Source organism: Actinoalloteichus hoggarensis (assembly GCF_002234535.1).
Taxonomy (GTDB): domain Bacteria; phylum Actinomycetota; class Actinomycetes; order Mycobacteriales; family Pseudonocardiaceae; genus Actinoalloteichus_A; species Actinoalloteichus_A hoggarensis.
The window spans coordinates 2,873,474-2,899,582 of the sequence record NZ_CP022521.1; the positions used below are offsets into that span (position 1 = coordinate 2,873,474).

Here is a 26,109-nt window from a genome sequence, read left to right on the forward strand (position 1 = left end):
GTCACGTCGTCGGTGTGGCCTGTCGGAGATGCCGCCCTGCGCGGCCGTCGTCCACCGTCGCCATCAAGCCGTTCGCGCGGCGACCTGACCACCGCGGGTGATGCCGAGGATTCGCTCCGCGGGCGAGTCCGGCGGCACCGCCGACCTCGGCCGTCGAGACTCGCGAGGCCCGGGGCGACGAGGACGCGGGGTCGGGACCACGGCGTTGGCGGCGATGCCGAGCAGCTCCTCCAGCGTGGCCTCGCCCGCCACCCGACCGCCCGACTCCCGCAGGATGCCGCCCACCCCGCGGCGACCACCACGAAGAACCCGCGCCGCACCGGCCACACCACCCGACCACCGGACACATGGCTTGGACCGTCTCGGGGGAGAGTCCACGCGGGTGACGTCGGTGTCATGACGTCGCTACGACAGCTGTCGTCAACCGCTATGACGACTGCCATGAGCTGCGGGGTGAAGCGCCGTGCGCGGCTCGCAGGCCGGTCACCGTGAGTGCATGATCCTGACTCCGCCTGCCGCGCTGCCGTTCCGTCGGGTCCGCTCCGGCTGACGGGCCCACCGATACCCGCTGCCGTTCCTCCTCCGTCCGACCGGTCGCGAGCGTCCACCGCCGCACCTTCGTCGTATCCCCGCCGTGCCTGTCCGCCGCCGCCCGCCCCGACGCCCGACGAGCTTCGTCGGCTCGCCGAGGTCGGGCATGGTCGTGGCGGACGTGACGGCCCGCGGCCACTGTCCGGCGCCCGAAGGGGGCGCGTTGCCCGCCGGCCCGCGGAGCCCACCGGCGGGTCAGGGAGCGGTGCGACTCTCCTGCTCCGCCGCCTTGGCGGCCTGCTCGTCTGGATGGTCCTGGAACGGCGCGGCCAGCGTGGGCAGCAGATGTCTGCGGTGGTAGACGAAGGCGCCGAGCGCGAGGGCCGCGTAGACGCCGCTGAGGACGTATCGGGCCTCCTGACCGGGGAAGACGAACTGCACCGCGAAGAGTCCGAGCAGCGTCCAAGCCGCCCAGCGCGGGAAGCGCAGGGCAAGCAGCGCGGCGATGCCCAGCAGGGTCTGCGTCGCGGTCAGGAGGAACTCCTCGACCTGCCTGCCGTCCAGGTGCAGCGCGACGCCGCCGCCACCCAGCAGGTAGGCCACCGGCAGGCTGCCGACCAGCAGCGTCCACTGGTTGACCTTGGCCGAGATCAGCATGCCGATCGCGGCCGCGCCGTTGCCTCGCAGGGCGAACAGGATCGCGATGATGAACTCGGGTGCCTCCGACGCCAACGGGGCCAGCCATTGGACCAGCAGGAACTCGTCGATGCCCAGTTGGGCGCCCGTCTCGATCAGCGCGTCGGCGAAGGGTTCGGCGCAGGCCAGGATCACCAGGGCGGAGCCGATGAACAGCGAGACCACCAGTACTCGCCGTTGCCGTCTCGGCAGAGCTCCGATCGTCGCGGCGGGCCCGACGAGGTCCGGCTCCTCGGTGTCGCCGCGTGAGACCTTCCACAGGTAGAACCCGAAGAAGGCGAGCAGTCCGACACCCAGCGCCACGTGGATCTGCGCGCTGACCGGAATGGCGAAGGCGATGACGGACGCTATGGCGAGGAAGCCCAGCTCCACCCGGTGCCCGGAGTCCAACGTCAGCGCACGGATCGACTTCCCGGTACGCCGCTTGGCGACCGCCAACGCGATCAACACGACCAGCGACCAGCCGAGGCCGAGCAGCAGTCTGTTCGAGCCGGTCATGTTGGCGGCGGCGTAGGCGACGTACTCCGGCCTGCTTCCGGCGGTGAAGGCGAAATACAGGTCCACCGCGTACTCCGGCAGCACCGCGATGACGGCGAGGATCGCGATGGCCAGTCCGCCGGAGATGTCCACCTGAGCGGCTTCCGCCGCCCAGGCCAGCACGAACGACGCGGACACGACGCCTGTCCCGAACACCGCCAGCAAGATCAAGGGGTCCGACTCGATGCCGCTCAACCGGAATACCAGCGCTGGAAGCGCCAGTATCAGGCACAGCCCCAATGGTCGGATCAACCTGGCGAACATGAGCACCTTTCCCGGACGGCACATGCCAGGACGGGGACGTCGGAACGACCTCGGCCAGGCGATGGCGGCTGGCCGAAGGTCTCGCCCACCCGCCCTGCACGGGCCGGGCCCCATCGCCGGAGATCGATGTCGAACTCAGCGTGTCGAACGATGGGCTTGCGGGCTACTCCCCTTCGGTACGAGCTCATGCTGCCACATCGTTCGTCAGTTTCGCAATCGACGAAATGACAAAATGGAGGCGACGTGCGACATCGACTCGCGTCGACGCAGGTCGGTAGGCGAGAATGAAGATCGCCATGACCAGTCCCGAAGTGTCGCCCGCCGGGTCTCGTGCCCACTCCTGTTCCGCTCCCGAGCCGACCTCTGTGCAGCTCAGCGCCGCTGCCGCGACCTTCGCGCTGCTTTCCAACGGCCCTCGACTGCATCTGGTGTGGCTGCTCGCGCACGGCTCGCACGACGTGGGCACGCTGGCCGGTCGAGTCGGGGTGAGCATCGCGACGGTGAGTCAGCACCTGGGCAAGCTGCGGCTGGCAGGCGTCGTCTCCGCACGTCGGGAGGGGCGCCAGCACTTCTACACGGTGGACGATCCGCACGTCGTGGCGTTGGTCGATCAGATCTTCGAGCACATCGCGCCGGATGGCGGCCTGGCCCCGGATCCGCCGTTGAGCTGATCGTGGCCGGTGTGCCGAACGCTGCTGTCCTGCCTCGATGCCCGGCCTCCTCTGCTGAACCGATCGTTCGGCGGCCGTCGTCGGATCGGCGTGCGGCGGAGGAGGTCGGGAGAAGGTGACGGGCGGGACTGCCCATGGGGATGCGAGACGCGGCGGCCGAGTGCCGCGCCGCGCGGAACAAGGCAGGACGGAAGGTCTGGGCAGGGAGAGTGTCGGAGTGGACCGCGCGGCTCGATGACGATCCGGCACGCGTGGCGTCGTCGCGGGAGCACCGGCCTCGCGACGTGTGGTGCGTGATCCACGCTCTCGGCGGCGGGCGGGATCGCGAAGGGGCTCAGGCGTGGTCTCGATGGCGGACCAGGGGGCGACGTCCGGCTGATCGGCAGGTGCCCGGACCGGCCATGACGTGAAGGAAAGCGCTTTCCGGTTCGTGGTGGGCTCTCCTTGCGGATGGCGCCCGACGGAGAAGGGCGGACGCGATGTGGAGACCGTGCGACGGCGACGGGGTCTCGGAGGCGTCGCGGTGCTGATCCCGGTGGCGTCGGGTCGGCTGTCGGGTCCGCCGGGGTGGGGACCGCGGCCGAGCCGCGTGGTGTCTCCGCGGCCGAGCCGCGTGGTGTCTCCGCGGCCGAGCCGCGCGGGGTCTCCGCGGCCGAGCCGTCTGCCGCGGAGCCGCACCGTGTGCCCGTAGTGAAGCCGGGTATGGAGGCTCCGCCGAGGAGGACGGGCTGATCGTCGTCGCACCCGGTGGCGACGATGCGAATCCGGGGACGATCGACAAGCCGCCGGGCGGGTCTCGGCGTGCGGTGCGAGCCGAGCGACGTGATCGCGCTGCGCGGCGGCGCCTCTGTCCGGCAGGCATCGGCGCCGCACTTCGCGGCGTCGGCGTGGGTCGGATCAGTGCGCCGCCCTGGGCGGCCCGAGTACGCCCAGCGCGGCGACGATGCGTTCGTTCAAGGTCTGGTCGCCGTGCTCGCCCCAGTCCAGAAGCGCGACGCGCAGTGCCGCCAGGCAGGCGGCGGTGGCGGTCGAGGCGGTGAGCGGATCGGCTGCCTGCTCGATCAGCCGGTCGACGATGCATCGTTCGGTCGCCTGGAGGTGTGCGGAGAACCGATCGCGCAACGCCGGTTCGCAGGCCGCCAGCCGAATGCGCTCTCTCGTCTGGGCGACAGCCCATTCCGGGAGCTCCGTCGCCGAGTCGAGCAGACCCAGTCGCACACGTTCCAGTACCGGCAGTCCGAGCGGTTGAGCTGCGATCAGATCGGCGATGACGGGGTTGAACGGGTCCTCCAGCACGACGTCTTCCTTGGTGGGGAAGTGACGGAAGAACGTCATATGGGAGACGCCTGCCGCAGCGGCGATGTCGACGACGCGAGTGGCCGCATAGCCGTTGCGGGCGAACAGCTTCAGCGCGCATTCCTGGATGCGCGCCCTCGTCTCGGCGGATCGATTCGGCACAGCGGCCAGGTTAGTCGGTAACACCGTTCGGTGTGACCCGAGTCGCATCGTCGGGCCGTGCGTGTCGGCGACGGCGGGGTCTTCGACGGGAACCCGCCGGGCGGTCGCGAGCCCGGCCGGCTTCGGCCGAGACCCGTGTGTAGCGGAGGCGGCTGGGCGTCGTGTTCCGAGGTCGCGTCGGCGGGCCGGTGTTCATGGCGATGCACGGCATGACAGAGCCGTCCGCGATCAGAGTGTGATCGGTGATTCGGCCTTCGACGCGACTGCGGGAGTCGGGTGGCTCCGCGGTGCGGGCGGGCGCAACGACGGCGATATTCCGTTCGCGGTCGACGTCTGATCGCGCCGTTCCTGTCGGCCGCCCGGCCGCGTCGGACCCGCAGGCCCGCCGAACACGCCGAGCCCGTCGATCCCGCCAGATCCGCCGCACCCATCGGATGACGGGTTCGTCGGACTCGCCGAGCCCGGCCGATCGGATCGTCGGCTGGATCGAGGCTCCCGCGTCCACCTGTTCACCGTCTGTCGCGGCCGTCCCGACCCGAAGGTGCACGGGCGAACACCCCGCGCGACACGAATAATTAATTAGTATTTTTTCTTGACCTGGGTGGCGAGCGCTGCTGATACTTCCCTCCAACATCGCCCCGTGGGGGTCAGCCGGTTGGTTCGAAGGAGAGCCGATGTCGAGGATCGCGAGAGGTCGCCGCCGGGCGGTGGTCGCCATGACCACGCTGCTCGTCGCCGCGCTCGCCGTAGCAGGCTGCGGCGCGCCCATCGGCGAGGGCGGCCGTTTCGGCGTCGTCTACATGGACGCCCAGGGCTACTACGCGGGCGTCCGCAAGGGAATGCAGGACGAGGCCGCCGAGATGGGCCGCAACGTCCAGCTGCTCGAGCTCAACGCGCAGGGCGACGCCTCGCGGGAGAGCTCCTTCGTCGACACCGTCAGCTCCGCCGACGTCGACGCGCTGGTGCTCTCGCCGGTCTCCGAGACCGCGTCCATCCCGGCGATCCGTCTCGCGCACCGCAGCGGCGTCCCGGTGATCTGTTACAACACCTGCATCGCCGAGGAGGCCGCCCGCGAGTACGTCGAGGCCTTCATCCTGGGCGACCCGCTGGAGTTCGGCAGGCTGCTGGGCGACGCCGCCGCCGACTACTTCATCGCCGAGGGCATCGAGGCGCCGCAGATCGGCGTCGTCAACTGTGAGCAGGTCGAGGTCTGCGTGCAGCGCAGGCTCGGTTTCGAGGAGGCCCTGTTCGCCAGGGTGCCCGCCGCCGAGATCGTCGCCAATCAGCAGGGCTCGACGATCGACGAGGCCGTGGACGTCGCCGAGCGCATCCTCACCGCGCATCCCGACCTGGACGCCTTCTTCGGTCAGGCGGGCGGCGCCACCCTCGGTTCCATTCGCGCGGTGCAGGCCAGGAACAAGGTCGGCCAGACGGTCGTGTTCGGCGGCGACATGTCCACCGAGGCCGCCAACGCCCTGGTGGACCACAGCGTGCTCAAGGGCAACGTCGACATCTCCGGGGTCACCGTCGGCCGGATGGCGGCCGAGACCGCGCAGGCCGTGCTCGCGGGGAATCCGCCCGAGGAGTTCATCCTTCCCGCGCCCGTCGAGATCTACACGACCCCTGAGAACGGCCGGACGTGGCTGGCGGAGCACCCGGACGGCCTGCCGTGACCGGGCCGGTGCGTCGAGCAGTCGATGGCGAGGTGTGCCCCGCGGCGCACCCGACGCGGCCGGACGAGTGCGACGGCCAGGGACTTTCGGGAGAGGGTGGAGTGACGTGGTGACCGACGACGAGGTCTTCGCCGCCAGCGCACGGGATGTGACGAAGGCGTACCCGGGAGTGGTGGCGCTGGCGGGCGCCGACTTCCAGCTCCGCCCTGGTGAGGTGCGGGCACTGCTCGGCCGCAACGGCGCGGGCAAGTCCACCCTCATCCGGATGATCGCCGGGGTGGACCGCCCCGACTCGGGTGAGGTCCGCATCGGCGGGACTCCGCTGGGCGACGGCGGCGTACGACGTGCCGCCGAGCTGGGCGTCGCCACCGTGTACCAGGAGTTGAGCCTGGTGCCGTGGCTCAGCGTCGCCGAGAACATGTTCCTCGGCGGCTGGCCCCGGAGCGGACCGCGGATCGACTACGAGCGCATGCGGCGCGAATCGGCCGAGGTCCTGGCCGAACTGGGCCTGCGCATCGACCCGGAACGGGCCGTCGCGTCCCTGTCCCTGGCCGAGCAGCAGCTCGTGGAGATCGCCCGCGCGGTCCGCCAGAGCCCCCGGGTCCTCATCCTGGACGAGCCGACCTCGGCGCTCGCCGCGAGCGAGGTGGCGATGGTCCTGGAGGTCGTCGGCCGGATCGCGGCCTCCGGCGTCGCCGTGATCTACGTGAGTCACCGACTCGACGAGATCCGCCAGGTCGCCGACAGCATCACCGTGATGCGGGACGGCCGCACCGTGGAGACGGTGCCGGCCGGGGACACGACGACCCGCGAGATCGTCGAACTGATGCTGGGCGGGGAGAGCGAGGCCGCCGAGCAGGTCGTCCCCGCGGCGATCGAACGCACCGGCACCCCGCTGCTGACGGTGCGCGACCTCGCCGTCCCGCCGAAGATCACCGGCGTCTCCTTCGAGCTGTATCCCGGCGAGGTGCTGGGTCTCGGCGGCCTGTTGGGCTCCGGACGCACCGAGCTGCTTCGGGCGATCGCGGGCTTCGACCCGATCGTCGCGGGCGCCGTCGAGGTCGACGGCGCACGAGTCGAGAATCCGACGCCCGCGCGGATGAAGCGGCTCGGCGTCGGTCTGACTCCGGAGAACCGCAAGGCCGAGGGCATCGTGCCCATGCTGGGCGTCGACGAGAACATGGTGATCTCGGACTTCGGCCGGGTCTCCGCCGGACCGTCGATCTCCACCGGTCGGGTGCACCGGGCCGCCGCGGCGCTGGTACGCAGGCTCGGCATCAAGACGGCGCGGACGCAGACGCCGATCGCCGATCTGTCGGGCGGCAACCAGCAGAAGGCCGTCATCGGCCGGTGGCTGCACGCCGACAGCCGGATCCTGCTGCTCGACGAGCCGACGCGCGGCGTGGACGTCGAGGCCAAGGCTCAGATCTATCGGCTGGTCCGCGAACTCGCCGCGGCGGGCGCGGGCGTGCTTTTCGTCTCCGGCGAGCTCGAGGAGCTGCCGCTGGTCTGCGACCGCGTCCTCAGCCTCCACGCGGGCGGCATCCGCTCCGAGCTGCGCGGCGCCGAGATCACCGTCGACAACATCCTGGCCGCCACGATGGCCGTCTGAATCGTGAGGAAACCGATGAGCAACTCTTCGCACCAGACCGGTCCGGTCTCTCCGACGGCGTCGTCCCAGGCGTCGCAGACGTCCCCGTCCACCCCGACCGCCACCAGATCCACCAGGACCAGACGACTGAACGAGATCGGGCTGCTCGCTGCGATCCTCCTGCTCTACATCATCCTGGGCAGCACCGCCTCCGGCTTCCTGTCGCTGGACAACCAGCTCGGGATGCTGCGGGACGCCGCGACCATCGGCATCGCGGCCTGGGGCGTGACACTCGTGATCATCGCGGGCGAGATCGACATCAGCATCGGCCCCGCGGTGGCCTTCTCGTCGGTGCTGGTCGCCAAGGGCGTCGGCGCCTGGGGCCTGGGCACCTGGGGCGGCATCCTCGCGACGCTCGCGCTCGGCGTGGCCTGGGGGGCGCTGGCGGGCTGGCTGGTGGCCCGGTTCACCGTGCCCTCCTTCATCGCGACACTGGGCCTGTGGAGCGTGCTGGGCGGCCTCGGCCTCTACATCACCGACGCGCTGCCGGTCGCGCTGCCGGACAACGGGACGTTCCGTCTGCTGGGCGGCAGCATCCTGGGCATTCCCACCTCGGCGGTGGTGATGCTGGTGCTGTTCGCGATCTTCGCCTACGTGGCGCGGTACACCGCCTACGGCCGCTCCGTCTACGCGACCGGCGGCAACGCGGCGGCGGCCAGGCTGGCGGGCATCGACACGGGACGGATCAAGGTGATCCTGTTCGCCACCACCGGGCTGCTCGCCGCCATCACCGGCGTCCTGCTGGCCGCCCGGCTCGGCTCCGGAAACGGCGGTGCGGCGGCGGGCCTGGAGTTCGACGTCATCGCCGCCGTCGTCATCGGCGGCACGCTGCTCGCGGGCGGCCGGGGCAGCCTGCTGGGCACCCTGCTCGGCGTCGCGTTCATCACCGTGATCGCCAACGGCCTGGTGCTGCTGGGCGTCGACTCGTTCTTCCAGAACGTGGTGCGCGGCGTGATCATCGTCGGTGCCGTCCTGGTGAACGTGGCGATCAGCAGGCGTGAGCGCGCCGTGCGCACGGTCTGACGCGGCAGCCCGAAACTCGAGACGAGGCGTAAGGAGACCAGGTTCATGAGCGGCACCGCCGTCCCGGCCACGATGCGTGGCGTCTACCTCCCCGGCGACTCCACCGCCGTGATCAAGGAGATCCCGGTGCCGGAGCCGGGCCCGGGCCAGCTGCTGCTGCGCGTCGGGGCCTCCGGGATCTGCGGCAGCGACATCGGCTACATCTACCGCGAGCACAAGACCCATCGCGGCGTCGACGGCCCGGCCTACCGAGGCGTGGTCACCGGACACGAGCCCAGCGGGGTCGTCGTCGCGGCCGGACCGGGCTGCCGGGAGTACGGGGTCGGCGACCGCGTCATCGTCTACCACATCGCGGGCTGTATGACCTGCGACAACTGTCGCCGCGGCTACCAGATCAGCTGTACGGGGGCCGCGAGGGCCGCCTACGGCTGGCAGCGGGACGGCGGCAACGCCGACTACATCCTCGTCGAGGAGACCACCTGCGTCCGGCTGCCGGACGAGCTGTCCTACGTCGACGGTGCGCTGATCGCCTGCGGCTTCGGCACCGCCTACGAGGGACTGCGTCGGGTGGCCGTCAGCGGTGAGGACGACCTGCTGGTCGTCGGGCTGGGTCCGGTCGGCCTGGCCGCCGCGATGATCGGCCGGGGCATGGGGGCCCGCCGGATCATCGGCGTGGAGCCCTCCGCGCGGCGGCGTGCCTGGGCCGACGGGCTGGATCTCTTCGATGCGACGGTCGGCGTCGACGCGCCGGGCGAGGCGATCGCGGAGCTCACCGCCGGTCGGGGCACGAGCACCGCCATCGACTGCTCGGGCAGCCGTGCGGGCCGCGGTACCGCCGTGGAGAACACGGCCGAATGGGGCCGGGTCTCGCTGGTCGGCGAGGGCGGCACGCTGGAGACCGAGGTGTCGGACACGCTGCTGCACAAGCAGCTCACCCTGCACGCCTCCTGGGTGACCTCGGTCCCCGCGATGGCGCGGCTTGCCGGGAACCTGGTCCGCTGGGGCGTCCGGCCGGAGGTCGTGGTCAGCGAGCGGCTGCCGCTGGCCGAGGCCGACGCCGCTTACCGGCTGGCGGCAGGCGCGGGCACCGGCAAGGTCTGCCTGGTCGCCGACGACATGGCGGGCTCGTGACCGCCGACGTGCTCCCGGCCGAGGCCGGGGGGCGCGTGTCGATCACGCGGGACGACAGCGGACCCTACGAGGTCTTCCATCTCGACAACGGCCTGGTCCGGCTCGGGGTGGTGCCCGCGCTCGGCGGCCGGGTGCTGTCGGCGGTGTTCGCGGGCCGGGAATACCTGTACCGGAATCCTCGGCTGCTGGACGACCGGCTCCACCCGGTGGACGGTCGTCGTCCGCTGCCGACGAGCGGCCCGATGTCGGCGTGGCTGAACTTCGGCGGCGACAAGACCTGGCCTGCCCCGCAGGGCTGGGACGGCCCGGATCAGTGGGCCGGGCCGCCGGACCCGGTGCTCGACTCGGGTGCGTACCAGGCACGTCCCGTGGTCACCGACACGGCCGCCGAGATCACCATGATCAGCGGCGACGACCCCCGTACGGGACTGCGGACGGTGCGGACCGTGCGGCTGGCCGAGGGGGAGAGCCGCTACACCCTGGAGGTCGGCTTCCGCAACGTCACGTCGCGCCCGGTCCGGTGGGCGTTGTGGAACGTCACGCAGCTCGCGGGCGAGTCGCCCGAGGAGGCCGGCCCGCACGCGGGCGTCTACGTCGGACTCCGCGGGTCGGGTCTGCCCAGGTCGGTCGAGCTGATCACGGCGGGCCCCGCTCCGGCGGTCACCGACACCGGCGGCCCGGTCGTCCGGGTCGCCGCGCAGGACGTCGTCGGCAAGGTCGGCTTCCCGGATGCGTCGGGCTGGCTCGCCGACGTCGGCGCGCAGGGCACGCTGACCCAGACGTTCCCGATCGACGAGGCCGCGGAGTATCCCGACGAGGGCTCCCGAGTGGAGGTCTGGCTCGAGCATCCGCTGGCCGAGCCGATCGCCGCGCTGGGCGACCTGCTGCCCCGGGACCGCGTGGTGGAGTGCGAGGCGCTGGGGCCGCTCACCACCCTGGCGCCGGGCGAGCACGTCACCCTGCCCGTCGTCTTCGGCTTCGGGGTGACCTCCGCCGTCGTCGGTGCCGCCACCGCCGTCGGGTACTGGACCGAGCCGCCCGCCGAGGCCAGGGCCGCCGACGGCTCCGGCGTGCTGCGCGGCGTGTTCGTCCCCGCGACGGGCGGACTGCTGCGGGCCGAGTTCCTCGACGGAGACGGCGAATCGCTCGACGCCGTCGAGCTCATCGAACTCACCCCCGGTCGACCGTGCGCGTTGCCGGTCGACCGGGTGGTGCCCCACGCCGCTGCCGCCGTGAGCTTCACTGTGGGTGGCGAACCGGCGGGAGCGCTCACCCGACCGGTGTATGACGGACCGACGGGACAGGCGAAGATCGACGTTATGGACGAGCAGGGACGGGATCGATGAGCGGCGTACCGACACGCTTCACCGGCCGCACCGCGGTGGTGACCGGGGCGGCGGGCGGCATCGGCGCGGCCACCGCTCGCCGACTCGCCGAGGAGGGCGCCGCCGTCGCGCTCCTGGACCTCGATCCGCGGGTGCACGAGGTGGCCGAGGAACTGCGTCGTGAGCACGGCCGGGCTTCCTCCCATGTCTGCGACGTCGCCGACGAGGACTCCTGGGCGGCGGTGACCGAGGCCGTCCGGGGCGAGTTCGGGCCGATCGGCGTACTGGTCAGCAACGCCTACGTCGTCGACGTCCGCCCCGCGCACGAGATGAGCAGGCGGTCCTGGGACCAGCAGCTCGCGGTCAATCTCACCGGGGCCTTCCTCGGGGTGCGGGCCTGCCTGGCGGATCTGCGCGCGGTGTCGGGCTCGGTGGTGTTGACGTCCTCGGTGCACGCCCTGATCGGGCTGCCCGGCCGTCCCGCCTATGCCGCCACCAAGGGCGGGCTCACGGCGATGGGCAGGCAGCTGGCCGTCGAGTACGCCCCCGAGGTGCGGGTGAACTGGGTGCTGCCCGGGCCGATTCTCACCGCCGCCTGGGACGACGTCGGGGAGGCGGATCGGGAGCAGAGCATCCGGCAGACCGTCGCTCGCCGCTTCGGCACTCCGGAGGAGGTGGCGGCGGGAATCGCGTTCCTCGCCTCGCCGGACGCCTCGTATGTGACCGGAACCGGCCTGGTGATCGACGGCGGATGGAGCGCTTACAAGGAGTCGACCTGAGATCGTCGGTGCGGTGACGATCGCGGGCGCGTGCCTCGTGGCGCGGCGGACACCGGCCGAGGAGGACTCGGCCGCCGTCGTACGGCCGGGGCCGCCCTCGGCGGGACGGACGGGCAGAGTGCCGAGGATTCGAGCGGAGGGGACGAAGCGGATGGCCGCCTACATCGGCCGGGGCGTGCACGGCAACACCGTGGAGCTGCTCGGCGCGCGGATCGTCTCCGGCGCGGTCGGGGAGGGTGAGACGCTCGACCTCGCGGCGCTCAGCGCCGAACTCGACCTCAGCATCACCGCCCTGCGCGAGGCGATCAAGGTGTTGACCGCGAAGGGCCTGGTCGACGCCCGCCAACGGCGGGGGACCTTCGTCCGGCCCCGCGCCACCTGGAACCTGCTCGACGTCGACGTGATCCGCTGGCAGTTCGCGGCGGGGGCGGCGGACGGCTTCCTGCGTGACCTCGCCGAGGTCCGTGCCGTGATCGAGCCCGCCGCCGCCCGGTACGCCGCCGCCCGCCGTACCGAGGACGACCTCCGCGCCCTGGACGAGGCATTGGCCGCGATGGGGCGTGCCGTCGGCGGCGACCCTGCCGCCGCGGCCGACGCCGACCTGGCCTGGCACCGCGCGCTCCTGGTCGCCACCCACAACGAGATGCTGGTCCGAATGGAGATCTTCATCGAGCCCGGTCTGTCCGAGCGAGACCGGCTGGTCCACCGGTCGGGTGATGACGATCCCGTGCCCAGCCATCAGGCGGTGCTGGACGCCGTCCGTGCCGCCGACGCCGACGCGGCCGGGGCCGCGATGCTGGCGCTGCTGGCCAAGTCGGACTCCGACCTGCGCCGTGTCACGGCGGGAGAGACCCCCGCGGCCCGCCCACAGGACGGCTCCGCCGCCGACCGGACCGGAACCGAGGCGCGGCAGCCGTCGCCGAGCGGCGGGACGCCGGCCGCGGAGTCCGTGACGGCGTCGAGGCCGACGGCCCGACCGACGGCGTCGGGACCTCCGGCGGGCGACCCCGCGGCCGGCTCGGGGCCCGAGGTCGTCACGAATCGCTTAGCGGCGGGCGACGCCACGGGCCGTTCGGCCGTGGACCTCGGCGCGGCCCGCCCCGAGAACGCCACATCCCGGCAGGAGGCGGAGGCGTCCGCCTCCGGGATCGAGTCGAACGAGAGGAAGTCACCGTGAAGATCACTCGGGTCGAGACGTTCCTGGTCGCGCCGCGTTGGCTGTTCTGCCGCATCGAGACCGACGACGGCCTGGTCGGCTGGGGCGAACCGGTGGTCGAGGGCCGGGCGCTGACGGTCCGGGCGGCCGTGCACGAACTGGCCGAGCTGCTGATCGGCGCGGACCCGCTGCGGGTCGAGGACCATTGGCAGCGGCTGACCAAGGGCTCGTTCTACCGCGGCGGACCGGTGCTGTCCAGCGCCGTCGCCGGCCTGGACCAGGCCCTGTGGGACATCGCGGGCAAGGCACTCGACGCGCCCGTCCACCAGCTGTTGGGCGGCCCGGTCCGGGACCGGGTCCGGGTGTACGGCTGGATCGCGGGCGACGAGCCCGCCGAGGTCGCCGACGCCGTCACCGCCCAGGTCGAGGCCGGGCTGACCGCCGTGAAGATGAACGCCTCCGGACGGATGAGCAGGCTGGCCGGCGTCGCGGAGATCGACGGGGTGCTCGACCGGCTCGCCGCCGCGCGGGAGGCGCTGGGGCCGCATCGCGACGTCGCCCTGGACTTCCACGGTCGCTTCACCGCCGCCAATGCCCGCCGGATCATCCCGCTCTTGGCGGACGCCCGACCGATGTTCGTCGAGGAGCCGGTGCTGCCCGAGTACAGCCACCTGATCGGCGACGTGGTGCGCGCGAGTCCGGTGCCGATCGCCTGCGGGGAGCGGCTCTACTCGCGTGGCGAGTTCCTCCCGGTCCTCCAGGCGGGCATCGCCGTCGCACAGCCGGACCTCTCGCACGCGGGCGGCATCTCCGAGGTGCGCCGGATCGGCGCGCTCGCCGAGACCTTCGACGTGCCGCTGGCGCCGCACTGCCCGCTGGGCCCGATCTCGCTGGCCGCGAGCCTCCAGATCGCCTTCAGCACGCCGAACTTCCTGATCCAGGAGCAGAGCCTCGGCATCCACTACAACGCCGGGGCCGACCTGCTCGACTACGTCCTGGATCGGGAGATGTTCCGCTTCCACGACGGGCATCTGCTGCGCCCGACCGGCCCGGGGCTCGGGGTCACCATCGACGAGGCCGCCGTCCGCAAGGCCGACGAGACGGGCCATGACTGGCACTCGCCGATCTGGCGGCACGACGACGGGTCCCTGGCCGAGTGGTGAGCGTGCCGGGCCGCCTGCTCGCCGGGCGTCGTCGTCCTCGCCGGATACGAGGGGCACCCCTGTCACGGCGCGGCGGCCCGGTCCGCAGGCAGGGTTCGCTCCCCGGCTGGGCGGGTGCCCGATCGGCTCCGCGCTGCGCGTCGTGATCGGCGGGGCGAAGGTGGTGGTCATGAGCGCGGCGATCGACGGCGTGCCCCGCGCGCCGGATATGCGGGCGGCCTCGGCAGGGCGGGCCGTCACCGCGCCGACGGTGTGCGTCGCCGCGGCGATTCGCGTCGACGCCCGCAGGCGGCGTCGCGAGCGGGCGCGGTCGGTTCGGCCGCGTGCGGCGCGCTGCGGTCGGCGGCCTGCGCGGGTCTCGGCGGGCGTCCCCACCGGTCGTGCGGCGGGCGTCCGTCGGCGACGACCGGATCGCCCCGTGGTCCCGGCGGGCGGGGGACGGCGACGGGCCCGCACCGTCCCCGGTTCGTCACGTCCGTCTCGGTCGCCCGGCTCACCGGACGACCGAACCCTCGCGTACTGGCATCGAGTCGATCTCTGGAGTGTGCACGATGAACCTGTCCCAACGCCTGGCCGAGGAGCGGATCGTCGCGATCGTCCGAGGCAGGGATGCCGAGGCCGCGTTCCGGGCGGTGCTGGCGCTGTGGGAGGAGGGCATCCATCTCGTGGAGGTGTCCCTGACCGGAGCCGATGCGCTCCGCCTCATCGGCAGGCTGGCCGAGGAGCGTTCCGGCGCGGCCGCGCTCGGCGCGGGCACCGTCCTCTCCGCGCAGGACGCCGCGGACGTGCAGGCGGCGGGCGCGACCTTCGCCGTGACCCCGGCCATCGGCCCGGGAACCCACACCGCGATCGAGCGCGGGCTGCCGACCCTCGTCGGCGCGCTCACCCCCACCGAGGTCTACTCCGCCCACACGGCGGGCGCGACCGCGGTGAAGCTGTTTCCCGCCTCGCACGGCGGCGGTCCCGACTATCTCAAGGCCCTGCGCGATCCCTTCCCGGCCGTGCCGTTCGTCCCGGTCGGGGGCGTCGACGCCGAGGCGGCCCGGCGCTATCTCCAGCTGGGGGCGGTCGCCGTGGGCGTGGGGTCGCCGCTGCTGGCGGGCGCGGCCGACGGTGCCGACCTCGCCGGACTGCGGGAGCGGGCCCGCCGCTTCCGCGCGGTCGCGGCGGAGTTCCCGGCAGCGGTCGGAACCGCGGCGGGCGCGAGCGGATCGGGGCGGAGCCGATGATCGAGGTGATCACCCTCGGCGAGAGCATGGCCGCGCTGCGGGGCCACGGGCCGATGCGGCTCGGCGGCGAGCTGAGCCTGTCGGTGGCGGGCGCCGAGTCGAACGTGGCGATCGGCCTGTCGCGACTGGGGCACCGGGTGTCCTGGATCGGCCGGGTCGGCGCCGATCAGCCCGGCGAGCTGATCAGCCGCACCCTGCGTGCCGAGGGGGTGGACGTCAGCGGCGTGGCGGTCGACCCCGCACGGCCGACCGGGCTGATCCTCTTCGAGAAGCGGGTCGCCGACCTCATTCGGGTCCGCTATTACCGCACGGATTCGGCGGGATCGCGGCTGCATCCCGACGACCTCGCGGGCGTCCTGGCGGGCGGGGCCAGGCTGCTGCACGTCACCGGCATCACGCCTGCGTTGGGACCCGGCCCGAGGGCCGCCGTGCTCGCCGCGGTAGACCATGCCAAGGCACAGGGCTGGACCGTGTCGCTGGACGTCAATCACCGCTCGATGCTGTGGCCCGCCGAGGCGGCGGCCGAGGTGCTGGGCCCGCTCGCCAGACGGGCCGACGTGGTGATCGCCTCCCCCGAGGAGCTGGCGATCGTCGAACCCGAGGGCTACGACGACCTCGCGCGGGCGGACCGTCTGCTGACCGCGGGCGTCGCCGAGGTGGTCGTGAAGCTGGGCGCCGACGGCGCTCGGGTGCATCACGGGGCGGGCGTCGAGCAGGTCGAGTCGGTGCGGGTACCGGTCCTGGACACGGTCGGCGCGGGCGACGCCTTCTCCGCGGGTTATCTCTCCGCGCTGCTCGACGGTGAGCCGACGGGCGAACGGCTTCGCCGCGGCACGGTGCTGGGCGCGTTCGCCGTCGCCTCCGACGGTGACTGGGAGGGGCTGCCCACGCGGGAGGAACTGCCGCTGCTCAGTCTGGAGCCGGGGACGACGATCCGTTGAGGTGAACCGGCCGCCGGGGGAGCCCGTCCGCGGCCGGGTCCGCATCGATTCCGAGCCGCGCGCCGCCTGCCTCTCTGCGGCGTTCCCGCGGCGGGACCGTGCCGACCATCACGACGAGGGCGGCGAGCCGTCGCGGTCGGTACGACTTCATGGCTCGTGAGCGGCCGGTGTTCCCAGCTCACGCCGCCCCGGCGTGACCTGGAGCGCGTGGCGGCGCGGCTCACCGGCCGTCGCGCCGTGGCGCTCGTCGGTCATCACGGCCGCGCCGCGGCGGCCGGATAGTCCAGGCCCTCGGCCAGGAGATCGAACGCCTGGGCGGCCAGGACCGAGGTCGGAGTGTCCGGCCGGACCGCCTGCCAGGCGTCGACGGTGGTGCGCACGGCGCACAGGACGACGGAGGCCACCAGGTGCGGCCGAGGGTCCTCGGCGGGTGTGACTCCCATGCGGGTGCCCACGAGGGCGGCGAGTTCCTCCAGTCGCGCGGTGCTCTGCTCCAGGCAGTACGCCTTCAACGTCGGGTTGCGGACGAGCAGGGTCTGCATCGCACGATGACGCTGCTGCTCCTCGCCCGCCGTGCCGTCCTCGTAGGAGTGGACGATCTCGACCACGGCCCGCCGCAGTGCGGTGATCACCGATTCGTCGGCCGGGCGGGCCGCGAATCCGCGCAGCACCGCGTCGACCTGGGCGCCTAGTGGCGCGAGAGCGACATCCTCCTTGGACGCGAAGTATCGGAAGAAGGTCCGGGAGGAGACGTCCACTGCCTCCGCGATCTCGTCGATCGTCGTCGCGTCGAAGCCCTTGCGCAGGAACGACGTGTAGGCGGCCGCGGTGAGGGCTTCCTTCGTCCGCTGCTTCTTCCGTTCGCGCAGGCCCGGCGTGCTCATGTCGGCATGGTATCCCCTCGAACGCGAAAATGTGTCACTCTGTGACCTGAGTCGTAGAACGACGATAGTCCGTTGACGACAAATGTCATGAACTGACAGCATTGTCGTCATGAAACCTCCTCGTCCCGACTCCCCATACTGGGTGCTGCACCGTCAGATGGCCCGGTTCAACAAATGGCTGTTCCGCAGAACGAAAGGACGGCGGGGCGGCACGTTCCTCGGTGCCCCGGTGTTGCTGCTGGACCACGTCGGTCGGCGCACCGGACAGGCACGCACCAACCCGCTGATCTATCTCGACGACGCGCCGAACCTCGTGCTCGTCGCGTCCAAGGGCGGCATCGACGTGAATCCGGCCTGGTTCCACAACCTCATGGCGATGTCGACCACCGAGGTCGAGCTGCCCGGAGGTGTCCGTCGACGGGTCAGGCCGAGGGTCGCCGAGGGTGAGGAGCGCGCCGCGTTGTGGGAGCGCGTGATCGTGCTCTATCCGCCGTACGCCGATTACGCGAAACGTACGGAACGGCTGATCCCCGTGATCGTCCTCGAACCCGCCTGACGCGCGAGGGTCGTCGACCGGAGTTCCATTCCGTCGACCGGTCGGCAGCGGACGACGATGCCCGGCGCGTACCGGTCGCGGCTCGATGCCTGCGTGTCCGGGCCGCCGAGCGGTCGGCGCCCCGTTCCTCTCCCGAGGACGTCGGGCCGTGTGATGATCACGCACGATGACGATCACCGACCCGCTGTCCCGATCACTGGTCTCCCTGCGCGGTCTCGCGCTCGGCGATGCGCTCGGCTCCCAGTTCTTCGTCCCCGACAACCGCCCTTACCTCGACGAACATCGTCCGCCGCCCGGTCCGTGGCAGTGGACCGACGACACCGAGATGGCCTGCTCGGTCGTCGCCGTCCTCGCCGAGCACGGTCGGATCGATCAGGACGCTCTGGCGGAGGGCTTCGCCGTCCGACACGACTTCGATCGCGGCTACGGGCCGTCGACCAACCGTCTGCTGCGGCTGGTCAGGGAAGGCGGTTCGTGGCGCGACCTGGTGACGGCCGCCTTCGACGGGCGCGGCTCCTGGGGCAACGGCGCGGCGATGCGCATCCCGCCGCTCGGCGCCTGGTACGCCGGTGATCCGCGGCGAGCGGCGCGGGAGGCGGCACGGTCCGCCGAGGTCACCCACGCACACCCCGAGGGCATCGCGGGCGCGGTGGCCGTGGCGGTCGCCGCGTCTCTGGTCGCGGACACCGGCCAGACCGACCCCGCCGATCTGATCTCGGCCGTGCTCGAGCTGACCCCGCTGGGACAGGTCCACGACGGCATCGCCGCGGCACGGGAACTACTGACCGTCGACTCGGCGGACGTCGTCGCCCGGCAGCTCGGCAACGGCTCCCGGACCAGCGCCCAGGACACCGTCCCCTTCGCACTGTGGGCGGCGCTCACCCGGCGTGACGACTTCCGCACGGCGTTCTGGACCACCGCGAGCGTGGGCGGCGACGTCGACACCACCTGCGCGATCGTCGGCGGCATCGTGGCGGCAGGCGGCGCGGAGCCGCCGCGCTCCTGGAGCGAGTGCCGTGAACCGCTGCCGGACTGGAGCCCGGACGACGTGGAGACCTGAGTGAGGCGGCTCCGGAGGGGCGGCGTGTCGAGCGACGGCGAGGCCGAGCGCGCCGGGTGGACGCCGTCTCCCATCGACGCCGAGCGGGGGCGCGGGCCGGTGCGGACCTCGCACGGCGCCGCGTCGCCGCGCCTCTCGGGCGACCCGGACCGCTCCGATCATCGCTCGGAGCGATCCGGCGCGGTGTCACCGATCGACGCCGCACGACCGGCGTCGGCGGCCGGGATCGTCCGACGTCCGAGTCCCATGTTCCTGCCCGGCGGCGTCGACCGCGGTCGACGCCGCCGTCGAGCGCCGCATGGAGACCTCGGGCCGGTCCGGCTTCGGCAGCCGGTCCGCGCCCCCGACGACGACGAGCGTCGAGCGGGCGATCCGATCCTCCTTCGGCTTACGCGGTGAGCACGAGCGCCGCCACGCTCGCGCCCGTCGCGCACCCGGCGAGGACGAGTCCGGTGAGCACGAGCCGCCGCAGCGGCACCACGAGTCCGTTCGCGCGGCAGGACTCCAGGCACAGCAGCGTGGCCAGGGACGCCCACGGCGTGACGACCGCGCCGACGTTGGTTCCGATCAGCAGTGCCAGGAGTTGATCGGTGTTCGCGGGCGGCACGACGGCCTCGCCTGCGGTGTAGGCGGGCAGACTGGTGAACACGTTGGACAGTCCCGCGCCCGCCGGCGCCGCCCGGAAGGCGCCGACGACGTAATCGGACGTGCCGATCAACGCCGTCATGCCTCGGCGAGGCCGTGGCGGCTCAGCGTGGGGATGACCAGGAACAGTCCGGTGACCAGGATGTGTCGAGAGTGGGGAGGACGGTCGTCACCGAGGCGAAGCCGACGCACAGCGGGAACGGCGCCAGGTAGCTTCCGCCGCCGATGGTCGCGAGCCTGGTCGCGATCACGTCGAAGACCCTGGCACGCATCGCCGGCTTCGGGAGCACGATCACGTTGCGGAGGAACGACAGCAGCGGCGCGATCCGGACGATGCTCTCAGCGGCTTCGTCGGTGGGCGGCGCTCCGGTGAGTCCGAAGACCACGGCGAGGACGGGCGGACCGATTCGGGCCTGGTGGAGCAGGCACGGACGACGCGGGCGGCGGGACGGCGGCGAGGAGATGACGCGCTCATCCTGCCCGGTCACGGTCGTCATCGGTCCGACGAGCCGGTGCCGCCCGCGACTCCGTGGAGGACCCCACCGTGACGGGATGATCACAGCCCCCTTCAGCCCCAGAGGGCCGATGTCACCCGGGGCGCGCCACCAAGGGCAGACCGCGTGCGAGTCGAATCGACAGCCGCCTTCGGTAGGCGCGGCTCTTCCGCGTCCGTTGCGAGCACACCCGCGAGCACGGCGCGGCGAGGGCGGTCGCGGCGTGGGAAACCGGAGCGTCATGAGACACGCCGAGTCCTTCCGAAGTGCCTCGCGGGCGTGTCGGTGACGAACCGGTAACTTGGGTGCGATCGACAACGCCATGCCCCTGGGAGAACAGGGTGGCACCGGTTCTCCGGGGCCGGTGAGGATCGCAACCAGGCCGATCGGGCGGCCGACTACCTCGGGATCCGGTGGCACCGGTTCTCCGGGGCCGGTGAGGATCGCAACGCAGGCTCTTTGCCGACACGCTGGCAGGTCGACACGGTGTTCCGGCCAGCCGCGAGGTCCGGCGCCTGGCGGGGTGCGGCCGCCGAGCGCCGGCTGCGAGCATCCGAGGACGGTCGACTCCACCGGCCACCGTCCCGGTCTCGCGAGATCAGCCGAGGGCGAATCGGCCGTGGCGGCGACGGCAGTGCCGGTGATCACGCGCCGACCATGCCGACGAACTGCCGATCCATGGCACGATCGGGCGGCGACGGGGGAGCACCCGACGACGCGCACCCGCACTCGGCGGCCCGAATCGCCGCGGCCGGATCGGGCGGACGGCGCGTGCGGGCTCGCCATCGGGGCAGCTCGTCCGTCGCGCGACCCAGGTGGTCGCCGGCCGGCCCACGCGCCACGACGCGACGGGGACGGCCGCGGCCGCCGGGTCGGGACGTGACCGTGGAGTGGACGGCCGCCGAGGCCGCCCGATTCCGAGGCCGTCCCGTCGACGTCCGGTGACGGGCGTCTGGGGCAATGACCGTGCCGAGGTCGAGACCCGCCGAACGCGGCGGACCGCGATCCGGCCGACGCTGATCGGAGCAGCACTGTGACGACTCCCGCACCCACCCTGGACGGCGTCCTCGCCTCGGCGGAGGGGGCTGCCAGGACTCTCACCCTCTCCAGCCCCGTCGAGCGGGCGGGCTGGCTGTCGGCCCTCGCCGACGCGCTCGACGCGGCGGGTCCCGAGCTGATCGCGACCGCCCAGGCGGAGACGAACCTGCCCACGGGGCGGCTCACCGGGGAGCTGGCGCGCACCACCTTCCAGGCCCGGCTCTTCGCCGAGCGGCTCCGGGACGGCAGCCTGCTGGAGGCGCGGATCGACCACGCCGACCCCGACTGGCCGATGGGTCCGAGGCCGGACATCCGTCGGGCGCTGCGTCCGCTGGGCGTCGTGGTCGTGTTCGCGGCGAGCAACTTCCCCTTCGCGTTCAGCGTCGCGGGCGGTGACACCGTGTCCGCGCTGGCCGCGGGCTGCCCGGTGGTGCTCAAGGCCCATCCCGGTCATCCGCGACTCTCCCGGGAGACCGCGGCCGTCGTGGTCGCCGCGTTGGAGTCCGCGGGCGCCCCCGCAGGCGTGTTCTCGCTGATCGAGGGCTTCGAGGACGGCATCGCGGCGGTCCGGGACCCTCGGGTGTCCGCGGTCGGGTTCACCGGCTCCGTCTCCGGCGGCCGGGCGCTGTTCGACGTCGCGGTCGGCAGGCCGGTGCCCATCCCCTTCTACGGCGAACTGGGCAGCACCAACCCCGTCTTCGTGACCCCGCGCGGCTGGCAGGACCGGGGCGCCGAGATCGTCGAGGGCTTCGCCGGGTCGATGACCCTCGGCTCGGGCCAGTTCTGCACCAAGCCGGGCATCGTCCTGGTGCCCGACGTCGACGGGTTCATCGAACACCTGCCCGAGCTGACCGCCGGGCCGATGCTGAACGAGCGCATCCAGACCGGCTTCCTCACCGCGACGGGCGGCCTGGCCGACTGCGACGGCGTCGAGACCGTTCCGACGGTCGCCGGAGCCGACAGCGCGGTGGCCCCGGTGCTGCTGCGCACCACCGCCGAGCGGGTGCTCGCCGATCCCGAGCTGCTGGGCATGGAGTGCTTCGGCCCGGCCGCGCTGCTCGTCTCCTACTCCTCCATTGAGGAGCTGCTGGCGGTGGCTCGGACGTCCCACGGCCAGCTGACCGCCACCATTCAGGGCAGCGAGGCTGGGGACGACGTGGCCGCCGCCCTCGTCGAGCCGCTGTCGGACTTCGCGGGCCGGGTCATCTGGAACCAGTGGCCGACCGGCGTGACGGTGAGCGACGCCCAGCACCACGGCGGTCCCTACCCGGCGACCACCGCGCCCACGACCACCTCGGTGGGCACGGCGGCGGTGGCCCGGTGGCTGCGGCCGGTCGCCTATCAGAACCTGCCCGCCGCGCTGCTGCCCGCCGCCGTCGGCGAGACCGCGCCCGAGGGGGTGCGGCAGGTGATCGACGGCAGACAGTCCTGAGCGTCGCCTCAGCCTGAGCGTGCGACCGACGGGCGCGCGGCGGGCGCGGTGCTGATCGAGCGTTCCAGGCGTTCGAGCAGGGACAGCAGCTCCGCCCGCTCGGCACCCGACAGCCCCGCGACGGTCTGCTCTTCGAGTTCGGCCCACACCCCGTGCAGGCGGTCGAGGAGCCCGCTGCCCGCCTCGGTCAGTTCGACCAGCATCACGCGGGCGTCCCGGCTGGAGCGCGTGCGGCAGATGAAGCCCGCGCGTTCCAGCCGCTGCACCGTCTTGGTGACGGTGGAGGGGTGGATGCCGAGCCTGTTCACCAGGTCCCGTTGCGAGGTCGAGCCGCTCTCGGCGAGCAGCATGAGCACGATCTCCTGGCCGGGGTAGAGACCCAGCCTGGTCAACAGCGAGCCCGCGAGCAGCTTGTGTGCGCGGGCGACTCGGACGATCGCCGAGCTGACCGGGCCCTGCTCGATGCCGAGCATCGATGCCGTGACGGCACAGACCTCGTCGGTCTCGTCGTGCATGACGTCTTCCCTACTGGATCGCCGCTCTACCGCGGGAATTAGTTGGTCGACCATGTATTCTCGTCGCAGCCCTCGAGGAGGAGACCGCATGTCCAGTTTCAATGAGGATGTCATCGCCGAGTTCCGGGCGAACGAAGGCCGGGTCGGCGGCCCGTTCGACGGCGTTCCGCTGCTGTTGTTGACCACCACCGGTCGGCGCAGCGGACTGCCCCGCACCCTGCCGCTGGGCACCATCACCGACGGTGACTCGTTCGTGATCGCCGCCTCCGACTCGGGCGCGGACAAGCCCCCGCTGTGGTTGGCCAATCTCGAGGCGGACCCGCGCGCGACCATCGAGGTGGGCACCCGCACCATGTCGGTCCGCGCGAGAATCGAGGCATCCGGTCCGGAGCGCGACCGACTCTACGCGGCCCTGGTGAAGGCGATGCCCCCCTTCGCCGATTACGAGGCCAAGACCACGCGGCTGATCTCGGTCGTGGTGCTGACGGAGACGGCGGACGCCGAGAACGCCTGAGCCCGTCTCAGCCGCGGGATGGTCAGCCGATCCCGCCACGAGCGCGGCCGCGGGCCGTCGCTCTCCCGCGGCGCACCCGAACCGGACGTCGCGGGTCGGACGGCCCCCGGCTCCCGACCGCGCGCCGGCACGCGAGACGTCGAGCGGGACGGCCCCGCACGGCGTCGACACGCCGGCCCGGTGTCGCACGATCCGGCCGACGATCTTCTCGTCGGTGAAGGCGTACGGAGCCAGGCGGACACTTCGACGTCCTCACCCCGACGGCTGCCCGGACACCCTGCCGGCGGGCGGTCGACCCCAACGCACCTCCGGCCGTGATCAGCGGCACAGCGCAGGTCGAATCGATCCCGACGAATCGGGTTGACGCCCGACGAGACCCGCCAGAGACTCGCTGCGAGCGACGACGAGCCCCTCGGCCTCGGCCGCAGGTCCCGCCCCGATGTTGCTCGACGAGCGGAAGGCACCTCGACGATGAGCGCGCAGGCGACACCGGGTCCACGGGCGCCGGTCACGCTGCGCTCCCTCATTCCCGCCGTCTTCCTGCCCGCCACCCTGTACGGCCTGGGACAGGGCGCGGCGGCCCCGCTGATCGCCATCACGGCCAGGGAGCTGGGCGCCTCCTTCTCCCTGGCCGGCGTCATCGTCGCCGTGCTCAGCGTCGGCCAGGTCGTCGGCAACCTGCCCGCCGGGCGACTCGTCGGAGTGCTCGGCGAGCGCGGTGCCCTGCTGGCGGCCTCAGTGCTGGCCGTGCTCGCGGCGGTGGGCTGCGCGCTGGCGTCGAATCTGCCGACGTTGGCAGCCTCCGTGCTGGTGGCCGGGCTGGCGAACTCGGTCTGGGGCCTGGCGAGACAGACCTTCCTCACCGAGGTCGTCCCGCTGCGCCTGCGGGCCAGGGCCATGTCGACCCTGGGCGGCGTGGTGCGCATCGGGTCGTTCGCCGGGCCGCTGATCGGAGCGGGCGCGCTGCTGCTGCTCGGGCCGCGCGGCGGCTACTGGGTTCAGGTGCTCGCGATCCTCGCGGCGGGGACGATCGTGCTCGTGCTCCCCGACGTCGAACGGCGCCGCACTCGCGCGGGGGCGGGCGCCCCGGCCCGTCCGCTGCGCATGTTCGTCGAACACCGCAGGCTGTTCGCCACCCTGGGCACGTCGGCGGTCCTGGTCGGGGCGATCCGAGCCTCGCGCCAGGTCGTCGTCCCGCTGTGGGGGGATCATCTCGGCCTCGATCCGGCCGTCACCAGCCTGATCTACGGCGTCTCCGGCGCGCTGGACATGCTGTTGTTCTATCCCGCCGGTCGGGTGATGGACCTCTACGGTCGCCGGTTCGTGGCCGTGCCCTCCATGCTGGTCCTCGGCGTGTCCTGCCTGCTGCTGCCGCTGGCCGGTGGTCCGGTCAGCCTACTGCTCGTCGCGGCGCTGATGGGCGTCGGAAACGGCATGGGCAGCGGGATCATGATGACGCTGGGCGCCGACCTGGCGCCGCCCGACCGGCGCCCCGCGTTCCTGGCCGCCTGGCGGCTGTGCGTGGACACGGGCGGCAGCACAGGACCGCTGCTGATCGGCGCGGGCGCCGCCCTCTCGCTGGGCTTCGCGATCGCGGGAATGGGCGTGATCGGCCTGCTCGCGGCGGCCGGCCTGGGCCGGTGGATCGTCGAGCCCGACCGGGCGGACCTCGCGGCGGGGGGCCGCGGCCGCGTCGCCGGCGCCGATCTACCCGTCGGGGGGCCGGCGATCGTGCTGTCCCGGGACGAGTCCGGCCGGACGCGGCAGGCGGTCCCGTCGGCCGTGAGCGGCCCGAAGCAGCCGGACGGCGGGAGTCGGTGAGCGGCGTCGAGTTCGTCATCGCGGGTCTGGCCGTCCTCGTCGGCGCCGCGTTGCAGGGCACGATCGGCCTCGGGCTGGGCATGCTGGCCGGGCCGATCCTCGCGCTGCTCGACCCGACGCTCGTACCGGGGCCGCTGCTGATGCTGGCCACCGTGCTGACCCTCGTCGTCGTGCTGCGGGAACGCGCGGCGCTGGACCTCGCGGGCACCGGCTGGGCGCTGGCAGGCCGCGTCCCCGGCACCGCGGCGGGTGCGCTGCTCGTCGCGGTGCTCTCGCCGGACGCCGTCACCGTGGTCCTCGCCGCGGTGGTGCTGCTGGGCACCGTGATCAGCGCCCTCGGCTGGACGCCGCACCCCACTCGGCCCGCGCTGCTGCTCGCGGGGGCGGCCTCCGGGGTGATGGGCACCGCCACCTCGATCGGCGGGCCGCCGATGGCGCTGGTCTGGCAACGACTCTCCGGGGCGAGGCTGCGCGCGATGATGAGCGCGTTCTTCCTGGTCGGTTGTCTGCTCTCCCTCACGGCGTTGGCGATCGTCGGCGAACTCACGGTGGACGGGATCGCCGCCGCGGCTCCGCTGATCCCCTTCGTGCTCCTCGGCTACCTGGGATCACGACTGCTGGGCCGCGCCCTGGACCACGGTCGCCTGCGTGTCCTCGCGCTGAGCGTCTGCGCGGCGAGCGCCCTGATCCTGCTCGCCGGCCACCTCTTCTGAGGAGCGGGACGGCGGACCGCCGCACGGGACCTTCGCCACCCGGCGTCCCGGTCGGACGCCGTCGGCGGCGTGGACACGTCCGGCGGTGCCGACGGCCGCCTGCTGCTCGGTGCCGCATCGTGAGCGGCGTCGAGGCGGACGGACGGGATCTGCGACGAAGACCGACCGCGGCCCTCAACCCGGTCGACGGAACGGGCAGGGGCGGTGAA

General features: G+C 72.6%; 24 protein-coding genes. 17 read left to right on the forward strand and 7 right to left on the reverse strand.

The window, feature by feature from the left end; translation table 11 throughout:
* Nucleotides 1-63: 63 nt before the first annotated feature.
* Nucleotides 64-285 carry a hypothetical protein gene (locus AHOG_RS12635; RefSeq protein ID WP_093941536.1) on the reverse strand — a complete coding sequence of 74 codons (222 nt, stop codon included), beginning with the start codon at nt 283-285 and terminating at the stop codon, nt 64-66.
* A gap of 501 nt (nt 286-786) precedes the next feature.
* On the reverse strand, nt 787-2,028 hold the full coding sequence (locus AHOG_RS12640) for a sodium:proton exchanger (RefSeq protein ID WP_093944403.1): 1,242 nt from the start codon (nt 2,026-2,028) through the stop codon (nt 787-789).
* Nucleotides 2,029-2,324: 296 nt separating this feature from the next.
* Between AHOG_RS12640 and AHOG_RS12645 the strand changes: the two genes are divergently transcribed.
* Nucleotides 2,325-2,699: an ArsR/SmtB family transcription factor gene (locus tag AHOG_RS12645; RefSeq protein WP_093944404.1), complete on the forward strand. Its 375-nt coding sequence runs from the start codon at nt 2,325-2,327 to the stop codon at nt 2,697-2,699.
* A gap of 897 nt (nt 2,700-3,596) precedes the next feature.
* On the opposite strand, the gene AHOG_RS12650 is transcribed toward AHOG_RS12645, so the two are convergent.
* The gene (locus tag AHOG_RS12650; protein WP_157736791.1) at nt 3,597-4,157 is read right to left on the reverse strand and encodes a TetR/AcrR family transcriptional regulator; all 561 of its coding nucleotides are present in this window, start codon (nt 4,155-4,157) and stop codon (nt 3,597-3,599) included.
* A gap of 674 nt (nt 4,158-4,831) precedes the next feature.
* Here AHOG_RS12650 and AHOG_RS12655 point away from each other — a divergent pair.
* The 10 genes from AHOG_RS12655 to AHOG_RS12700 all read left to right on the forward strand — a co-directional run bounded on the left by AHOG_RS12655 (nt 4,832) and on the right by AHOG_RS12700 (nt 16,228).
* Nucleotides 4,832-5,830, forward strand: coding sequence for a substrate-binding domain-containing protein (locus AHOG_RS12655; RefSeq protein WP_093941538.1), 999 nt, complete (start codon nt 4,832-4,834; stop codon nt 5,828-5,830).
* A 109-nt stretch (nt 5,831-5,939) separates the two neighbouring features.
* Entirely contained in the window at nt 5,940-7,442 is a 1,503-nt protein-coding gene (locus AHOG_RS12660; RefSeq protein ID WP_093944405.1) for a sugar ABC transporter ATP-binding protein, read from the forward strand.
* A 15-nt stretch (nt 7,443-7,457) separates the two neighbouring features.
* Nucleotides 7,458-8,504, forward strand: a complete 1,047-nt coding sequence (locus AHOG_RS12665; protein ID WP_093941539.1) for an ABC transporter permease — start codon at nt 7,458-7,460, stop codon at nt 8,502-8,504.
* A gap of 45 nt (nt 8,505-8,549) precedes the next feature.
* Complete coding sequence (locus tag AHOG_RS12670; RefSeq protein ID WP_093941540.1) at nt 8,550-9,635, forward strand: zinc-dependent alcohol dehydrogenase family protein; 1,086 nt, start codon at nt 8,550-8,552, stop codon at nt 9,633-9,635.
* Nucleotides 9,632-10,981, forward strand: coding sequence for a DUF4380 domain-containing protein (locus AHOG_RS12675; protein WP_093941541.1), 1,350 nt, complete (start codon nt 9,632-9,634; stop codon nt 10,979-10,981). Before AHOG_RS12670 ends, AHOG_RS12675 begins: the two co-directional genes overlap by 4 nt.
* Nucleotides 10,978-11,739 (forward strand): SDR family NAD(P)-dependent oxidoreductase, encoded by a 762-nt coding sequence (locus AHOG_RS12680; RefSeq protein ID WP_093941542.1) that lies wholly within the window; start codon nt 10,978-10,980, stop codon nt 11,737-11,739. Before AHOG_RS12675 ends, AHOG_RS12680 begins: the two co-directional genes overlap by 4 nt.
* Nucleotides 11,740-11,752: 13 nt before the next feature.
* Entirely contained in the window at nt 11,753-12,916 is a 1,164-nt protein-coding gene (locus AHOG_RS30505) for a FadR/GntR family transcriptional regulator (RefSeq protein ID WP_376700023.1), read from the forward strand.
* Nucleotides 12,913-14,058 (forward strand): galactonate dehydratase, encoded by a 1,146-nt coding sequence (gene dgoD / locus AHOG_RS12690; protein ID WP_093941543.1) that lies wholly within the window; start codon nt 12,913-12,915, stop codon nt 14,056-14,058. Before AHOG_RS30505 ends, dgoD begins: the two co-directional genes overlap by 4 nt.
* A 551-nt stretch (nt 14,059-14,609) precedes the next feature.
* Nucleotides 14,610-15,287, forward strand: coding sequence for a bifunctional 4-hydroxy-2-oxoglutarate aldolase/2-dehydro-3-deoxy-phosphogluconate aldolase (locus AHOG_RS12695; RefSeq protein ID WP_093944406.1), 678 nt, complete (start codon nt 14,610-14,612; stop codon nt 15,285-15,287).
* Nucleotides 15,284-16,228: a sugar kinase gene (locus tag AHOG_RS12700; RefSeq protein WP_093941544.1), complete on the forward strand. Its 945-nt coding sequence runs from the start codon at nt 15,284-15,286 to the stop codon at nt 16,226-16,228. Before AHOG_RS12695 ends, AHOG_RS12700 begins: the two co-directional genes overlap by 4 nt.
* Before the next feature lie 254 nt (nt 16,229-16,482).
* On the opposite strand, the gene AHOG_RS12705 is transcribed toward AHOG_RS12700, so the two are convergent.
* Entirely contained in the window at nt 16,483-17,112 is a 630-nt protein-coding gene (locus tag AHOG_RS12705) for a TetR family transcriptional regulator (protein WP_093941545.1), read from the reverse strand.
* Between the two features lie 109 nt (nt 17,113-17,221).
* Between AHOG_RS12705 and AHOG_RS12710 the strand changes: the two genes are divergently transcribed.
* A complete protein-coding gene (locus AHOG_RS12710; protein WP_093941546.1) occupies nt 17,222-17,668 on the forward strand; it encodes a nitroreductase/quinone reductase family protein in 447 nt (148 codons plus the stop codon).
* Between the two features lie 166 nt (nt 17,669-17,834).
* Entirely contained in the window at nt 17,835-18,728 is an 894-nt protein-coding gene (locus AHOG_RS12715) for an ADP-ribosylglycohydrolase family protein (RefSeq protein WP_093941547.1), read from the forward strand.
* A gap of 388 nt (nt 18,729-19,116) precedes the next feature.
* Here AHOG_RS12715 and AHOG_RS29335 read toward each other — a convergent pair whose 3' ends face one another.
* Together AHOG_RS29335 and AHOG_RS29340 are read right to left on the reverse strand one after the other, a co-directional pair.
* A complete protein-coding gene (locus tag AHOG_RS29335; RefSeq protein WP_211290585.1) occupies nt 19,117-19,455 on the reverse strand; it encodes a transporter permease in 339 nt (112 codons plus the stop codon).
* A 22-nt stretch (nt 19,456-19,477) separates the two neighbouring features.
* Nucleotides 19,478-19,870 carry a hypothetical protein gene (locus AHOG_RS29340; protein ID WP_211290586.1) on the reverse strand — a complete coding sequence of 131 codons (393 nt, stop codon included), beginning with the start codon at nt 19,868-19,870 and terminating at the stop codon, nt 19,478-19,480.
* A 1,030-nt stretch (nt 19,871-20,900) separates the two neighbouring features.
* Here AHOG_RS29340 and AHOG_RS12735 point away from each other — a divergent pair.
* Nucleotides 20,901-22,337 carry an aldehyde dehydrogenase (NADP(+)) gene (locus tag AHOG_RS12735; RefSeq protein WP_093941550.1) on the forward strand — a complete coding sequence of 479 codons (1,437 nt, stop codon included), beginning with the start codon at nt 20,901-20,903 and terminating at the stop codon, nt 22,335-22,337.
* Between the two features lie 8 nt (nt 22,338-22,345).
* Here AHOG_RS12735 and AHOG_RS12740 read toward each other — a convergent pair whose 3' ends face one another.
* Nucleotides 22,346-22,852 carry a MarR family winged helix-turn-helix transcriptional regulator gene (locus AHOG_RS12740; RefSeq protein ID WP_211290587.1) on the reverse strand — a complete coding sequence of 169 codons (507 nt, stop codon included), beginning with the start codon at nt 22,850-22,852 and terminating at the stop codon, nt 22,346-22,348.
* 88 nt (nt 22,853-22,940) lie between these two features.
* Between AHOG_RS12740 and AHOG_RS12745 the strand changes: the two genes are divergently transcribed.
* The 3 genes from AHOG_RS12745 (at nt 22,941) to AHOG_RS12755 (ending at nt 25,900) form a co-directional block, all read left to right on the forward strand.
* Nucleotides 22,941-23,366 carry a nitroreductase family deazaflavin-dependent oxidoreductase gene (locus tag AHOG_RS12745; protein WP_093941551.1) on the forward strand — a complete coding sequence of 142 codons (426 nt, stop codon included), beginning with the start codon at nt 22,941-22,943 and terminating at the stop codon, nt 23,364-23,366.
* 471 nt (nt 23,367-23,837) lie between these two features.
* Nucleotides 23,838-25,187 carry an MFS transporter gene (locus tag AHOG_RS12750; RefSeq protein WP_093941552.1) on the forward strand — a complete coding sequence of 450 codons (1,350 nt, stop codon included), beginning with the start codon at nt 23,838-23,840 and terminating at the stop codon, nt 25,185-25,187.
* The gene (locus tag AHOG_RS12755; protein WP_093941553.1) at nt 25,184-25,900 is read left to right on the forward strand and encodes a sulfite exporter TauE/SafE family protein; all 717 of its coding nucleotides are present in this window, start codon (nt 25,184-25,186) and stop codon (nt 25,898-25,900) included. Before AHOG_RS12750 ends, AHOG_RS12755 begins: the two co-directional genes overlap by 4 nt.
* The last annotated feature ends 209 nt before the right edge of the window (nt 25,901-26,109 follow it).

Excerpts from the sequence above, each read along its gene's own strand:
- AHOG_RS12665 (WP_093941539.1), top strand. The coding sequence starts at position 7,458 with ATGAGCAACTCTTCGCACCAGACCGGTCCGGTCTCTCCGACGGCGTCG.
- AHOG_RS12655 (WP_093941538.1), top strand. The coding sequence starts at position 4,832 with ATGTCGAGGATCGCGAGAGGTCGCCGCCGGGCGGTGGTCGCCATGACC.
- AHOG_RS12680 (WP_093941542.1), top strand. The coding sequence starts at position 10,978 with ATGAGCGGCGTACCGACACGCTTCACCGGCCGCACCGCGGTGGTGACC.
- AHOG_RS12715 (WP_093941547.1), top strand. The coding sequence starts at position 17,835 with ATGACGATCACCGACCCGCTGTCCCGATCACTGGTCTCCCTGCGCGGT.
- AHOG_RS29335 (WP_211290585.1), bottom strand. The coding sequence starts at position 19,455 with ATGACGGCGTTGATCGGCACGTCCGATTACGTCGTCGGCGCCTTCCGG.
- AHOG_RS12695 (WP_093944406.1), top strand. The coding sequence starts at position 14,610 with ATGAACCTGTCCCAACGCCTGGCCGAGGAGCGGATCGTCGCGATCGTC.
- AHOG_RS12670 (WP_093941540.1), top strand. The coding sequence starts at position 8,550 with ATGAGCGGCACCGCCGTCCCGGCCACGATGCGTGGCGTCTACCTCCCC.
- AHOG_RS12705 (WP_093941545.1), bottom strand. The coding sequence starts at position 17,112 with ATGAGCACGCCGGGCCTGCGCGAACGGAAGAAGCAGCGGACGAAGGAA.
- AHOG_RS12640 (WP_093944403.1), bottom strand. The coding sequence starts at position 2,028 with ATGTTCGCCAGGTTGATCCGACCATTGGGGCTGTGCCTGATACTGGCG.
- AHOG_RS29340 (WP_211290586.1), bottom strand. The coding sequence starts at position 19,870 with ATGACGACCGTGACCGGGCAGGATGAGCGCGTCATCTCCTCGCCGCCG.
- AHOG_RS12645 (WP_093944404.1), top strand. The coding sequence starts at position 2,325 with ATGACCAGTCCCGAAGTGTCGCCCGCCGGGTCTCGTGCCCACTCCTGT.
- AHOG_RS12750 (WP_093941552.1), top strand. The coding sequence starts at position 23,838 with ATGAGCGCGCAGGCGACACCGGGTCCACGGGCGCCGGTCACGCTGCGC.
- AHOG_RS12745 (WP_093941551.1), top strand. The coding sequence starts at position 22,941 with ATGTCCAGTTTCAATGAGGATGTCATCGCCGAGTTCCGGGCGAACGAA.
- AHOG_RS12740 (WP_211290587.1), bottom strand. The coding sequence starts at position 22,852 with ATGCACGACGAGACCGACGAGGTCTGTGCCGTCACGGCATCGATGCTC.
- AHOG_RS12700 (WP_093941544.1), top strand. The coding sequence starts at position 15,284 with ATGATCGAGGTGATCACCCTCGGCGAGAGCATGGCCGCGCTGCGGGGC.
- AHOG_RS12710 (WP_093941546.1), top strand. The coding sequence starts at position 17,222 with ATGAAACCTCCTCGTCCCGACTCCCCATACTGGGTGCTGCACCGTCAG.